The organism is Sorangium sp. So ce394 (genome assembly GCF_051474665.1).
GTDB classification, from domain to species: Bacteria; Myxococcota_A; Polyangia; order Polyangiales; family Polyangiaceae; genus Sorangium; species Sorangium cellulosum_D.
On sequence record NZ_CP150339.1, the window covers coordinates 10,374,938 to 10,388,883 of the forward strand.

Consider the following 13,946-nt stretch of genomic DNA (forward strand, 5'->3'; position numbering starts at 1 on the left):
GCGGCGCGGAGCCGCCGGATGCGATCCCCTTCTGCGGCCGCAGCCGGCTCCGTCCTAGGCGACGTCGGGCCGTGTCATCAGCGGCGAGCGCAGGTGCAGCTCCAGGTCGGAGGTGGTCAGGGGCAGCGTGACCCAGGTGGCCGTCGCGGTCCCCGCGTCGGCGTCGACCATCACCCGGACCCGGTGCGGGCTGGTGATGACGTGGAGCTCGGCGACGAACGTCGTGCCCTGCCAGGCGCCAGACGCGACGACGGGCCGGCCGAGCGGCGAGCTCTCCCGCCAGGCACCGTGGCCCACCTCGAGCTCGAGGAGCGCCCCGAGTCGCAGGAGCCACCCGGCGTCGGCCGGCTCGACGACCACCGTGGCTCCGTCGGGCAGGGCCGAGCCCCCGGCGGAGGCGTCGAGCCTCGCCGTGACGGAACGCTGCGGGCCGGCCGAACCCCGTACCTGCGCGAGGGACAGCCCTGCCAGCCGGTCGGCGAGGAGCTCGTCGTCGCGCGAGCCGTCCGGATGGCCGACGCCGGGGAGCAGGCACTCCCATACGGCGTCGAGCACGTCCTGCGCATGCTGGACGGCCTGTTGGGCGCCGGTCACGGCGACCACGAGGTCGTGCGACGGGACGACCACGCAGTGCTGGCCGAAGGCGCCCTTACCGTGATAGCCGTGGCGCGACATCCAGAACTGGTAGCCGTAGCCGCAAAGGAAGTCGGGGCCGTCGTCTCCCTCCGCCTGGTGCCGGCCGTCGATGTGCCGGCTGGTCGCGAGCTCCACCCACGCGCGCGGGACGAGCTGCTGCCCGTTCCACAGGCCGCCGCGCAGCAGCAGCTCGCCGAAGGCGGCGACCGCTTCGGTCCGCAGGTGCAGACCGTGGAACCCGAAGGCGGCGCCGCTCGCGACGCGGTCCCACTCGGCGTCCTCCATTCCCATCGGCTCGAAGAGGCGCTCGTCGAGCAGCTCCGGGAGCCCGACGCCGGTGACCCGCTCCACCATCCGGGCCAGGATGAAGGTGGTGGCGTTGTCGTAGGTGTGCCGCGTTCCCTCGGGCGCGTCGAACGGCACGCGCAAGAAGCCCTTCACGAGGTCGTGGGGTTCCAGCCCCCAGGCCTCGGCGAGGCTGTCCGTGTCGTGCCCGGCCGTCATGGACAGCAGGTGGTGAACGGTGATGCGGCGCCCCTGCTCGGAGACATCGGAGGGGACGTGGTCGGGCAGGACGTCCACCACCCGGTCGCCCAGGGCGAGCAGCCCGTCGGCGATCGCGAGCCCCACGGCGATCGACGTGAACGACTTGGTCAGCGAGTAGAGAAGGTGCGGGCGCTCGGCCGAGTACGGCGCCCACCACCCTTCGGCGACGACGTGCCCGCGGCGCACGACCATGATGGAGTGGCACTCGACGGAACGGTCCTCGAGGCGGTCCAGCATCGCGGCGATCGAACGGGACGACACGCTCGAGGCGGCCGGGGCCGAGCGCGGCAGCAGCGTACGCTGTGACGACATCCCGACACCCTAGCCGCAGGTGGGCGCCATGATGGAGCGCATTTGTGGGTTGCGGCGCCCGCTCCCTACGGAAACCTACGCGATCTCTGCGGATCCCTAACCTCGGCACCGACAGCTTCATCCTCATCGAAAAACTACCTTCCGGATCGATCGTTCCGACCCTCCACAAAAAAAACTCGATCGATGCGTGATTGATCCGGGGCGCTCCAGTCCACAGGAGGAAAAGGAGGCGCGCTCGGTGGTCGTCTCGTAACCCTTGCAGGAGCTCCCCTCGCCTGCCCCAGTCGCGACGTCTCCAAGGATGACATGCCGCGTTGTCCTCGAGGCGAATGCCGTTCGCGCGTTCCTAAAGAGCTTCGGCTTGCTTTCAATCTTCGGTCACCCCTCACCTCTTCACGACGCGTGCGGGTGAACGCGACGGGTGACCTTCTGGCTGACACGGGACCGACATGAACATGGATCTACCGATGACGAACCGACTCCGATCGATATTACTTCAGTCCCTGCCGGCGCTGCTGCTCATCGGGTGCAGCGACGCCGCGGTTACTGAAGGCGAGGAGAGCGGGCAAAGCGGGTCAGGAGTCGTGGTCGACACGGCCCCTACTTACACGATACGCGGAGTCGGCAGCGGCAGGTGTCTTCAAGCGGTCGGCGGTAGTACGGCCAACGCTGCAGCCATTGAAATTCGCGCTTGTGACGGCTCGCGCGCACAGCAATTCCGGCTCGAGCGGGTCACCGGCGAGCGCTACGCGATCCGCAACGTACAGAGCGATCGGTGCTTGGACGTCCTGGATTACTCTACAGCCGACGCTGCGGCAGTCATCCAGTACGACTGCGTGAAAGACGTCAATCAGCAATGGACGTTCGGCAGCACCAGCGGTGCGTACAACGTCACGGCCTACCACAGCGGGAAGGTCCTGGACGTCAGCGGAGCGTCCAGCTCCGACGGCGCTCGCGTCGTCCAGTACCGTTGGCGCAGCAGGGACAACCAGCGTTTCAACTTGGTGATCGTAAACGGCACCGGCGGCACGGGCGGTAGCGGCGGCAGCGGCGGCAGCGGCGGCAGCGGCGGCAGCGGCGGAACCGGCGGTGGCGCCGGTAGCACCGATTGCCAAGGAGGTGACTACTACGTCGCCACCGACGGCAACGACTCCAATCCCGGGACGATCGATAGGCCCTTCGCGACCCTTCAGAAGGCGATCGACGCGGCCGGCCCTGGCGATCTAGTCTACGTTCGCGGTGGGACCTACAGGATTCGTAGGGGTGCGACGGCGTATGCCGGCGTGCACTTTCACAAGAGCGGGACATCGGACACGAACCGCATCCGGTATTTCGCGTGCCCGGGCGAAGTACCGGCCTTCGACTTCGCGGACCTCGAGATCCGACCTGATCCGAACTACACGACAGGATTCGTGGTCAACGGCGCTTGGCTGCACCTGAAGGGGTTCGAGGTGCGCAACATGCCGATGAACACCCGATCCAACACCGCCGTCGGCGTGAGCGGCGGCGCCCACGACGACATTCTCGAGCAGATGAACATCCACCACAACAACGGATCGGGGATGTTCATCGACACCACCACAGGCGGCCACCAAGTTATCAACTGTGACTCGCACGACAACTACGATCCACGCTCGCACCAGGGCGACGGTCAGAACGCCGACGGCTTCGGTGTGCACTACCAGAAAACCGGCAAACCCACGGTCTTTCGCGGATGCCGCGCGTGGTGGAACTCCGACGACGGGTGGGACTTCATCTCGCAGGAGGTCCCCGTCATCGTCGAGAACAGCTGGGCTTACGGCAACGGCTACACGAACTCCGGGCGCTCGCGTCCCCCCAGCGGAAACGGAAACGGCTTCAAGATTGGCAGCAGCAAGACCGGCGTTCGCCACGTCGTCAGGAGCTCGCTCGCCTGGGGGAACCGAGCCAGCGGCTTCTACGCCAACCACTCTGCCGGCGGCAACGACTGGTTCAACAACACGTCATACAACAACGGTACCCAGTTCAACATGCTGGCTAGCCGCTGGGACTCGGACGGCAATCGAACGGACGGCGTCGTCTTGACAGGCGACAAGGTCCACCGAATGCGCAACAACATCAGCTTCCCCTTGGACAACACCAACATGCAAGGGGTCGACGAGCGGTTCAACGCCTGGAACCTCGGCGTGACGCCGTCGAACAGTGACTTCGTGAGCGTCGACGACACGGGCACCCTCGGACCACGCCAGCCCGACGGGAGCCTCCCCGACCTCGACTTCCTGAAGCTGCGAGACGGCAGCCGGATGATGGACAAGGGGACGGACGTCGGTCTCCCCTACTCGGGAAGCGCGCCGGACCTCGGTGCTTACGAACGTTGAGTGGGCCGCGCGGAGGCGCGGATGGCGCCGGCGCCCGGTGCCTTCGATCGACCTTCGCATCGCGTTTGGATGTCCTAGCCACACGCCATGAACAAGGACCGCGTTCATGGACCTCGCCAGCGGATGAATCGATGAAGAACCCTCGAATCATTGCCTCTATGTCGGCGTGGCGTCGCCGTATCACCTCTGGGAGTGGTGGCGCGCTCACGCTCGCGCTCGTGCTCTGCACCACCTCCAAGGCCTTCGCCTACCGCTGTCCTCAAGACCCTCCACCGGCCCGAACCGAGACGTACCAAGGTTTTCTGGGCCGCGTGCACGAGCTGAACGGTGAACAGCTGCCGTATCGGCTGTTCGTGCCGAAGGACTACGATCCGAAGAGAGCCTACCCCTTGGTGCTCTACCTGCATCACGCCGGGCTCGCGGGCACGGATCGGAACAACGAGAGCGGGTGGGACAACTGCGTTCAGCTCACCTCCGAGATCGGATCCGGGGACGATTACGGTGGCGTGTTCACGCATCGCGCCGTAGACGAGGACGGCGACCGCTTCGACACGCAGGAGCGCTACCCGCACTTCGTGCTGGCTCCGCACGCCAACAGCCCGGCGTACGGCTTCGGAGGTGGCGTGGCTGGCTCGGCGACCGCGGCCGAGCACCCGACGAGGCCTCTGTTGTGGGGCATCCTCGAGCAGGTCCAGGCCGAGTTCAACATCGATCCCGGCCGCCTCTACGTGACCGGGATCTCGATGGGCTGCTACGGCACCTGGGATATCGTCATGCGAACACCGGGGGTCTTTGCAGCCGCGGCTCCGCAGTCCTGCCAGGGAGATCCGAACAAGACGCTGCTGGCCGCGCTCAAGGACATGCCGATCTGGTCGATGTGCGGCACCAGAGACAGCTACTTCGCAGGCGCACAGGCCATGGCGGACGCCATGGAGGACGTGGGGGCGACGGCGTTCACGTTCACCGCCATGCAGGGGGTCGGTCACTCCATCAACGACCGCGGTTACGACTACCCCGGCTTCATCGATTGGATGTTCGCGCAGCGCCTGCCCGGCGTGGAGCCCCCCGGCGAGGGCGGCGCCGGCAGCACGAGCGGCGAGGGCGGCGCCGGCGGCACGAGCGGCGAGGGCGGCGCCGGCGGCACGAGCGGCGAGGGCGGCGCCGGCGGCAGCGCCATGAGCGGGAGCGCCAGCAGCGGTAGCGCGAGCGGTCAGGGCGGCGCTGCGACCGCAGCGGGATCGACAGCGAGCGGCGGCGACACCGCTCCCACGTCTGAATCGAGCTGTTCGGTCGTGCGCTCGCCCGGGGCAGGCGCACCGCTCGCGCTGCTGCTGGCGCTGAGTCTCGGCGCCGCTGGCTGGCGGCGCTCGGACCGGTCCGACCGGCGCCGTACCAAGAGGTAATGGTCTCTACGTAAACGAGCCACGTGCGGATGAAGAGGTTCGCCAACCCCCGGGAGAAACAAAGATGCAAACCTTCGAGACTCCAGCGTCCCCGCCGCGCGAGCGGTCCGACGTGCGCCGGTCCCTGTGCCGCCTGCTCGGGAGCATGGCGCTCCTGGCGCTCCCGATGGCCTGCATCGGCGACATCGGCGCAGGCTCACCGGACGGCGCGCCCCCGGGCGTCGGCACGACCGGCGCCGGCGCCGGCGACCCCGGCAGCGGCGCTCCCGACGTGGCGCCGGACAAGGCCAATACCGTGCTCCGGCGCCTGAACCGGGCAGAGTACAACAACACGGTGCGGGACCTGCTCGGCACGTCGCGGCGCCCGGCCGACAAACTGCCCAGCGACGAGACGGTCGAGGGCTTCGACACGGTGGGCGAAGGTCTCAGCCTCTCGCTGCAGCACATCGAGTCGCTCGAACAGGCTGCGACCGAGCTGATCGACGAGCTGTTCGGGCTGCCGGCAGGCGATGCTCGCCGCCGCGACGTTCTGTCCTGTCAGCTCCAGGCGGGCTCCGAAGAGACATGTGTGCGGCAGATCGTGTCCGCGTTCGCGCGGCGCGCTTTCCGCAGACCGGTGAGCGAAGCCGAGACCTCCGGACTGCTGCAGCTCGCCCGCAAGGTGAGCGACGCCGGCAACGGCTACGACGAAGGGCTCAAGGCAGCCCTGCGAGCGATCCTGCTCTCTCCTCACTTCCTGTACATGGTGGAGAAGGCGCCGGCCGTGCCTCCGGGCGAGCTGGCTCATCTCAGCGACCATGAGCTCGCGACGCGGCTCTCGTACTTCCTGTGGTCGAGCATGCCCGACCCCGCGCTGTTCGCAGCCGCGGAGGCGGGCGGGCTGGCCAAGGACGCCGCCAAGCTCGCCGCTGAGGTCGAGCGCATGCTGGCGGACGACAAGGCGGCGGAGCTCATCGAGAACTTCGTCGGCCAGTGGCTGACCTTGCGCCGGCTGGCGCTGGTCGAGCCGGACCCCACGACCTTCCCCGACTATGACGTGGAGCTGCGCGACGCGGCCGTGCGCGAGACGGAGCTGTTCTTCAGCGCGCTCCTGAACGACAACGCCGCCATCGAGACGCTGCTCACCGCGGACTTCACGTTCGTGAACGAGCGCCTCGCTCAGCACTACGGCATGCAGGTTTCTGGATCCGAATTCCAGCGCGTTGGTCTGGTCGGGACCCAGCGCGTGGGGCTGCTGAGCCACGCCAGCTTCTTGATGGCAAACTCCCATCCGGGCTTCACGTCACCCACCAAACGTGGCGCTTGGGTGCTCGAACAGCTGTTGTGCTCACCGCCGCCTCCAGTGCCGCCGGACCTGATGATCGATCCGTTGGCCGCGCCGGCCGCCGGTGAAACGGTGCGGGAGAAGCTCGAGGCACATCGCGCGGAGCCGAGCTGCCAGGGTTGCCACTCCTTGATGGATCCGATCGGGCTCGGGCTGGAGCGCTTCGACGCCATTGGAGGCTATCGCGACTCGGAGGACGCCAGCGGCGAGCTGCGGGGAATCAGCTTTTCCGGGGTGAGAGAGCTCGCGGCGCTGCTCAGCCAGGACGCCAGGTTGCAGAGCTGCTTCGCCCAGCAGCTGCTCACGTACGGGGTGGGCCGACCCTTCCACGGGAAAGGTGGTCGCGACTACGCCGAAGGCGTCGTTCGAGGCGCGCGCGCGGCGGGGCAGCAAGGTGTCCTCGATCTGCTCAAGGCGGTGGTACAGAGCGATGCATTCCGGACCCGTCGTGGAGAGTGAGGGAGACGATGAACAACTGGCGAATTTCTCGACGCAGGTTCTTGGGTAGCGCGGCTGCCGTGATCGGACTCCCGTACTTGGCGTCGGTCGTCGAGCGCCACGCCGAGGCGTCCGAGGACTGCGCCGCGCCGCAGCGCTTCATCGCGTTTTTCGTGCCGAACGGCATTCACATGCCGGACTTCACGCCGTCTGCGAAAGGCAAGGACTGGGCCATGCCCTACATCCTGGCGCCGCTCGAGCCGATCCGGAACAAGATCGCCGTCGTCACCGGCATCGATTACCAGCGCACCGCGGAGCCTGCCGAGCCGCCGGGCGGTCACGGCTCCGGGACCGGGTCGTTTCTCACGATGATGCCCGTGAACAAGAACGACAAGAACCCGGCGCGCATCAGCCTCGATCAGAAGATCGCCAAGACCACGGCCGCCTGTGCGCGGCCCCTGCCGTCGCTGCAGCTGGGGCTCAAGGTGCGCGGTGACGGCAGCGATCGGGTCCCTAACATCGCCTTCATCGAGACCATTTCCTGGGACGCCAACAAGCCTCTGCCGTTCCTGGACGATCCGCAGCAGAACTTCGATCGCATCTTCGCCGGCGCGGATCCCGACGCCAGCGCGGCCGACGCCGCTCGGCGGCAGGCGGTCCGCACCAGCGTGCTGGATCACGTGCTCGGAGAAGCCGAAACGTTGAAGACCGAGCTGTCGCCGACGGATCGCGTGAAGCTGGATCAGTACATGACCTCGGTGCGAGAGCTCGAGACCCGCATCCAGAACCTCGGAAACGGCGCGACCTGCGCCAAGCCGGACAGGCCGACGGCCACCTCGACCGCGCCCTATCAGGATCGCGTCGCGATCACGCTGGACCTGGCGGCCTTGGCCTTCGAGTGTGACGTCACGCGCGTCATCACGTTCATGTTCGGCCGCGGCAACAGCATGCAGGACTTCTCGTTCTTGTTCAACGGCGAGTCCACGCCGCACCACCACACGTCGCACCACGCCGGTGACGCCAAGCTACAAGCCAAGCTGAAGGAGATCGGCCGCTGGGAGATCAACCACGTCGCGAAGTTCCTGAAGCGGCTGGATCAGACCGTAGAGGTTGGCGGACGCACCCTGCTCGACAACACGCTCGCGTACTTCAACAGCGAGATCTCCGACGGCAACGTTCACCGCAAGTACGACATGCCGGTGTTGCTCGCCGGCAGCGCGGGCGGGAAGCTCAAGGTCGACGGCAGCCACTACATGTTCACGCAGATGACGTTTCCGCGACCGCTCCTGGGGCCGAGCGGAGGGCCGCACGGCATCCGATTGTTCGTCTCGATCTTGAATGCCTTCGGCATTCCCGATCAGACATTCGGCGATGAAAGCGCCAAGGGACCGCTCACGGAGCTGCTGGTCTGAACGCCGCACGCGCTGGTTGATATAGAGAACGTTACGCGATCCGCATCCCTCCTGGAAGAGTGACGCTGTCGACGCAACGAGTGACTCGTGACGGGGTTCTCACGTTGAGCCCAATCGGAGACTCACCGAGATGCTGGAATATTCTGGTTTCAATCAAGCCCTGCGAAGGAAGCTCTCTGGATTGCGGCCGCCCGCGGCCGCGCTCGCGCTCCTTGCTCTAGCCTGTGGCTCCACGCTGGCCTGTGGCTCCGACGGACCGGAGAGCATGGGCTCGCCCGCCGGTGGCACGGGCGCGACCGCCGGTGGCACGGGCGCGACCGCCGGTGACACGGGCGCGACCGCTGGTGGCACGGGCGCGACCGCCGGTGGCACGGGCGCGACCGGAAGCGGCGGGACGAACACCGGCGGGAATTCGGGCTCCGGAGGAGGCGGCACGGTAGGAGCCGGCGGTACCTCGGCGAGCGGAGGCGCTCCCGGATCGGGAGGCGGCTCCGGCGGTCTCGGCGGCGCGACCATCTTCAACGATACCTTTTGGAAAGACACGTCCGGCACTCCCATCTACTCGCAGGGTGGAGGCGTGCTTCAGGTCGGCGACACGTATTACTGGTACGGGGTGCAGTACCGTGGTGCGCGTTCGTACGTCGATAATCCGGTCAAGAACGGCGACACGACATTCGAGGGGATCACCACCTACTCCTCGAAGGACCTCGTGAACTGGAAGCACGAAGCTACGGATAAACCCGCCGGCGTGGGGGGTTGGTTCGGGCGGCTGGGCGTCGCGTACAACGAGAACACGCGCAAGTACGTCTTGGTCGCCCAGGCATGGGTCGGTGGTGACGCTAGCTCGGTGTATTTCGCGACCAGCGACTCCCCGGCGGGCGGCTTCGTCTACGAGCACGTCCAGGCGAACCCGCCCGGGATCGCCAACGGTGGGACCGGCGACCAAACCATCTTTCAGGATGACGACGGCCAGGCTTATATGATCAGCTCGAGCCAAAAAGGCCGATCGAATCGCTACGTCTCGCCGCTGCGAGCGTCCGACTTCCTGCAAGTGGAGCAAGCCATTCCTGTCTATAGGGGCGGCGGCCGCGAAGGGAATTGCATGTTCAAGCACGAGGGGACTTACTACTTCTGCTCCTCGGATTTGCACGGCTGGAACACGTCGGCGACGTACTGCGTCTCTGCCACGAACATTCGCGGACCATGGAGCGAAGAGTTCGTCATGAAGAACACCGAGCTGGACTACAGCCATGTGACGCAAACCGGCTTCTTCATCCACGTCTACGGCACGGAGCAGACCACGATCATCTACGCGGGAGACCGCTGGGCGGATTTTGCTGGCAATGGGATTGGCTTCAACCAGTGGGTGCCGCTCAGCTTCCGGGGAGGAGAGCCGTACTTTCACTCGCTCAGCGCGTGGACGCTGAATGCGACGACGGGGCGCTGGGCCGTCGCGCCCGAAAACAACTGGGTTCTCAATCCAACGTTCGAGGCGGATCGGATCACGGTCTCGACGCCCGTCGGCTGGTCCGCCAGCAACGGCTCGAACTCCCAGGACGGACGCACGGGCAGATGGTCCTGGCAGCTGAACGGTACGGCGAGCCTGAGCCAGAGCGTCGCGGACCTGCCGAACGGCACCTATACGCTCGAGGTTTGGGCCAAGAGCAATGGTGCGGGAGCGGAGCTCTACGTCCAGAACTACGGCGGCGCCCGCAAGGTCGCGCCGATTCCCGAGAGCACGAGCTGGAGCCGAGTGACGATCGGCGACATCGCCGTCAGCGACGGCCGCGCCGAGCTCGGCGTGACGAGCAGCGGACAGATCGTGAAGGTGGACGACTTCACCTTGATCGCGGCCAGCGACGGATGAGCTTCTTTCCACGGGTCGACACCAAGCCGTGTGGCCGCCAAGGCACCGCTGCGTTGGTGTCGCACCGCGGACGCGGGAGGCGCACCGCGAACGCTGGGCTCAGGCGTGGACCATCAGGGTGGACGGATCCCAGAGCTTCGCCGTCCGTGGCGAGGCATCGAGGCCACTCCGCACCGCAGCGAGGTCCCGGCGGGGAATCGCGCTCCGCCGGGGCACATCGGTCCTTCGATCCGATGCGCTCCCTCGCCACCGCAGCACCGGCCCCGGCCTCTGGCGGGCCGACGGCGCCGCTCAGGTGCCAGCGATCCGCACTCCCGGCCGGCGGAGCTCGCTCCGGCGAGCAGCTTACCTCGGCAATCCGGCCCGGCACACTTGCCCGACGCAGCGAACAGCCCACCTCGACGCCCTCGGGCCGCGCGTTTACTCTCACGCAATGGGGTTCGTCGCCAGCCTTCTCATCGTCTACGGCGTCGCCGGGGTGGCGCTGGGCGCCGCGGTCGCGATCGCGATCGCGCGCTGCCTGCACCACCAGCGCCGCTCGCAGGTCGCCGCGTACGCGCGGAGCCCTTCGGCCCCGCCCGAGGCGATGCGCGAGGGCTTCGCCCTGCTCCGCGGCGAGGTCGCCGCCGAGGACGCCGCGCCGGACGACGCGGTGATCGCGGTCGAGATCGCGCCGGGCGCGTGGCACACCCGGGCGCGCGCGTTCTCGCTCCGGCTCCCCTCGGGCGCCGCGCTGCGCGTCGAGCCGGTGCGCGGCCGGCTGAACCTCGACACGACCTTCGTCCCCGCGAGCCGCGACGGCGTGCCCGTCTACGTGTCCGAGGTCCGCCCGGGCGACACCATCTACATCGCCGGCTCGGTGCGCCGCGAGATCGACCCGAGCGCCGCCGGCAAGGGGTACCGCGACGCCGCGAAGGCCTGGGTGCTCCGGGCGCCCACGTACGGCAATCTCTCCGTCTCCTCGGAGACGGTCATCGCCCACCACGCGCGGCGCGCGCGCTTCCACCGCGCCTGGGCGCTCGCGCTCGGCGCGGCGCTCGCGGCGCTGCACGTCGGCCTCTTCCGGGCGTTCCACGCGAGCGTCCTCCGCGACCTCGGCCTCGCCGGCGGCATCGGCGTCGACCCCGCCGGCGGCATCGGCGTCGGCCCGGCGGCGCTCGCGCTGTTCTTCGTCGGCGCCGCCGCGCTCGCCTACCGCACCCTGGCCGAGCTGACCTCTCCCTGGACCGAGCTCCGCGTGGAGCGCCCCAGGGCAGCGTAGAGCAATGGAGACGACCATGATCACGGAGGGGGGCGACGAGGAGACGAGGGCCGAGAACGCGCGCCTGCGCGCCCGCATCGAGGAGCTGGAGCGCCGGCTCGGCGCCGCGGCGCCGTCGCCCGACGCGCAGCCCTCCGCGAGCGGGCCCCGCGTGCCGTTCGAGGCGCTCTTCGATCTGCTGCCGATGCCGATCTTCGTCTACCGCGCCGACGGGCTGCTGGCCGCGGTCAACCAGGCCAGCTGTACGTGGTTCAAGGTCCCGCGGGAGCACGTGGTCGACAAGTTCAACATCCTGCAGGACCCCGAGTCCGTGACGCAGGGGTTCACCGGTCCATTCCTGCGCGCGGTCGCCGGCGAGGTGTCCACGCTCCCGGCCACCCCGTACGAGATCCCCGAGGACGGCGCGGCGGGGAAGAGCCGCCGCTGCTGGCTCGAGGTGACGTACCTGCCGCTCCGGGACGAGGCCGGGGCCAGGTACGTCGTCTCGCTGACCCGCGACGTCACCGCGCACAAGGAGGCCGAGGCGCAGCAGCGCCGCAGCGACGCGCTGCTGGAGGCCATCATCGACAACGCCCCCCTGCTCATCTACGCGCGCGACACCGAGGGCCGCTACACCGTCGCGAACCGCCAGCTCGAGGCGGCGCTCGGCAGGCCCCGGGGCGGCGTCCTGGGGCTCCGCAACCACGATCTCGTGCCCAGGGAGACCGCGGATCGGTTCGACGCGCAGGACCGCGAGGCGCTCGTCGCCAGCGCGCCGATGACCCTCGAGGACCAGATGGAGCGGCCCGACGGCATGCGCGTGTACCTCACCACGAAGTTCGCGCTCCGCGACGAGGACGGCAAGGCCACCGGCGTCTGCGGCATCTCGGCCGACATCACCGAGCGGGTGCGGGCCGAGCAGCAGAGCCTGATGCTCCAGGAGCAGATGTTCCGCGTCCGCGAGGAGACGCTCCAGTCCATCGCCACGCCGCTCCTGCCGATCGCCGCCGGCGTGCTCGTCATGCCGCTCGTCGGCACGATGACCCGCGAGCGCGCCGATCGGGTGATCGAGGTGCTCCTCCACGGGATCTCGGCCCAGCAGGCCAGGATCGCGCTCCTCGACGTCACCGGCATGCCCGAGGCGGGGGCGGAGGTGATCGACGCGCTGGTCCGCGCCGCCCGGAGCGTGCGGCTCCTGGGCGCCGAGATCGTGATCACCGGGATCCGGCCGAGCGTGGCCCAGGCGCTCGTCGGCGCCGCGACGGATCTCGGGGGCATCGTCACGAAGGGGACGCTGGAGCGGGGCGTCGCCTACGCGCTCTCCCGCCGCAGCGCCGGCGGCGCGTCGGGCTAGCGCCGCGCGCCCGTGCGCCCGTGCGCCCGTGCGCCCGTGCGCCCGTGCGCCCGTGCGCCCGTCAGCCGACGGCCGGCGCGCCGCGCTCGCCGGCGGCGGGGCGCCCCCGCCGGGGCCGCTCGCGCCGGCCGCGCGCGCCGGCGCGGAGCCAGGCGGCGGCGCCGAGCGCGGCGGCGGCGAGCGGGACGCTCCACCCCGAGCCGCCGGCGCCGGGCGGCGCCACGCCGCAGGCGACCAGCTGGTCGTCCGCGCACTCCGACGAGAACCCGTGAGGTGGGATGGGGTTGCACTCCTCCGTGGAGAGATCCCGAGGGGGGTAGATCTGGCAGATGCCCGCGATGTCGTCCGCGTGCAGCGTCCGGAAGTTCATCGGATCCGACCTGTCGTACCGGTCGTGCATGGTCGCCTCCGGGCCCGCCAGGGTGTGATCGAGGCCCAGGAAATGGCCGGCCTCGTGCGTGACGACGGCGAGGAGATCCTCCCTCGGCGCCGCGGAGTCGTCCCCGACGGTGAAGTCGTAGAGATTGGTGTTGATCTCCATGTCGGCGCCCCAGAGATCACCGGTGTTCTTGTCGAACTGCACCGTCGTGAGCGCGAGCATCTCGGACCTGTGCCCGGCGGTCGCGAGCCAGTCCATATCGCGGAAGACGACCACGTTGGCGTTGCCCGGCACGAGCCCGTCGACGATCCTCGTCTTGCCGTCGCGCGCGTTCAGCTCCACCGCGCCGCAGCTCACGGGGCCGAGGTTCTGCACGCGGATGCCGGGGGGCCTTCCCCCGTCGCAGGGCGCTTCCTGCCATGTCCTGAACGCGGCATCGAGCACGTCGGAGATCTCCTGGTAGGAGATCTCGCCCGACGCGTCCTCCTGGACGTTGAATCCGATGCAGTTGCTCGTCCAGCGGAGCGGCCTGCAATAGCCGACCGGCATGTCGTCCTGCAGGCAGAGCTCCGAGACCTTGCAGGTGTTCGAGCGGCAGTAGGCCGAGGCCTGCTGCGCGGTCGCCAGCGCGGCGAGCGCGGCAGCCGCGCCGAGGCACCTCGCACTCTTCGTCGACAT

At 68.6% G+C, this 13,946-nt stretch carries 9 protein-coding genes; 7 read left to right on the plus strand and 2 right to left on the minus strand.

The annotated features are described in order from the left end of the window. Positions 1–54: 54 nt before the first annotated feature. A complete protein-coding gene (locus WMF33_RS38315; protein ID WP_437333235.1) occupies positions 55–1,494 on the minus strand; it encodes a serine hydrolase domain-containing protein in 1,440 nt (479 codons plus the stop codon). Between the two features lie 467 nt (positions 1,495–1,961). Here WMF33_RS38315 and WMF33_RS38320 point away from each other — a divergent pair, with 467 nt between their 5' ends. The 7 genes from WMF33_RS38320 (at position 1,962) to WMF33_RS38350 (ending at position 12,889) form a co-directional block, all read left to right on the plus strand. Next, entirely contained in the window at positions 1,962–3,851 is a 1,890-nt protein-coding gene (locus WMF33_RS38320; protein WP_437333236.1) for a right-handed parallel beta-helix repeat-containing protein, read from the plus strand. Positions 3,852–3,916: 65 nt separating this feature from the next. After that, positions 3,917–5,254 carry a hypothetical protein gene (locus WMF33_RS38325; RefSeq protein ID WP_437333237.1) on the plus strand — a complete coding sequence of 446 codons (1,338 nt, stop codon included), beginning with the start codon at positions 3,917–3,919 and terminating at the stop codon, positions 5,252–5,254. A 64-nt stretch (positions 5,255–5,318) separates the two neighbouring features. Next, positions 5,319–7,037 carry a DUF1592 domain-containing protein gene (locus tag WMF33_RS38330; RefSeq protein WP_437333238.1) on the plus strand — a complete coding sequence of 573 codons (1,719 nt, stop codon included), beginning with the start codon at positions 5,319–5,321 and terminating at the stop codon, positions 7,035–7,037. Between the two features lie 8 nt (positions 7,038–7,045). Next, entirely contained in the window at positions 7,046–8,428 is a 1,383-nt protein-coding gene (locus WMF33_RS38335; protein ID WP_437333239.1) for a DUF1552 domain-containing protein, read from the plus strand. Between the two features lie 130 nt (positions 8,429–8,558). After that, positions 8,559–10,295: a family 43 glycosylhydrolase gene (locus tag WMF33_RS38340; RefSeq protein ID WP_437333240.1), complete on the plus strand. Its 1,737-nt coding sequence runs from the start codon at positions 8,559–8,561 to the stop codon at positions 10,293–10,295. Positions 10,296–10,728: 433 nt separating this feature from the next. After that, positions 10,729–11,556, plus strand: a complete 828-nt coding sequence (locus tag WMF33_RS38345; protein ID WP_437333241.1) for a hypothetical protein — start codon at positions 10,729–10,731, stop codon at positions 11,554–11,556. Between the two features lie 16 nt (positions 11,557–11,572). Next, the gene (locus tag WMF33_RS38350) at positions 11,573–12,889 is read left to right on the plus strand and encodes a PAS domain-containing protein (RefSeq protein ID WP_437333242.1); all 1,317 of its coding nucleotides are present in this window, start codon (positions 11,573–11,575) and stop codon (positions 12,887–12,889) included. Between the two features lie 61 nt (positions 12,890–12,950). On the opposite strand, the gene WMF33_RS38355 is transcribed toward WMF33_RS38350, so the two are convergent. Then, positions 12,951–13,946, minus strand: coding sequence for a matrixin family metalloprotease (locus WMF33_RS38355; RefSeq protein WP_437333243.1), 996 nt, complete (start codon positions 13,944–13,946; stop codon positions 12,951–12,953).

Excerpts from the sequence above, each read along its gene's own strand:
- WMF33_RS38315 (WP_437333235.1), bottom strand. The coding sequence starts at position 1,494 with ATGTCGTCACAGCGTACGCTGCTGCCGCGCTCGGCCCCGGCCGCCTCG.
- WMF33_RS38330 (WP_437333238.1), top strand. The coding sequence starts at position 5,319 with ATGCAAACCTTCGAGACTCCAGCGTCCCCGCCGCGCGAGCGGTCCGAC.
- WMF33_RS38355 (WP_437333243.1), bottom strand. The coding sequence starts at position 13,946 with ATGTCGACGAAGAGTGCGAGGTGCCTCGGCGCGGCTGCCGCGCTCGCC.
- WMF33_RS38350 (WP_437333242.1), top strand. The coding sequence starts at position 11,573 with ATGATCACGGAGGGGGGCGACGAGGAGACGAGGGCCGAGAACGCGCGC.
- WMF33_RS38335 (WP_437333239.1), top strand. The coding sequence starts at position 7,046 with ATGAACAACTGGCGAATTTCTCGACGCAGGTTCTTGGGTAGCGCGGCT.
- WMF33_RS38320 (WP_437333236.1), top strand. The coding sequence starts at position 1,962 with ATGACGAACCGACTCCGATCGATATTACTTCAGTCCCTGCCGGCGCTG.
- WMF33_RS38340 (WP_437333240.1), top strand. The coding sequence starts at position 8,559 with ATGCTGGAATATTCTGGTTTCAATCAAGCCCTGCGAAGGAAGCTCTCT.
- WMF33_RS38345 (WP_437333241.1), top strand. The coding sequence starts at position 10,729 with ATGGGGTTCGTCGCCAGCCTTCTCATCGTCTACGGCGTCGCCGGGGTG.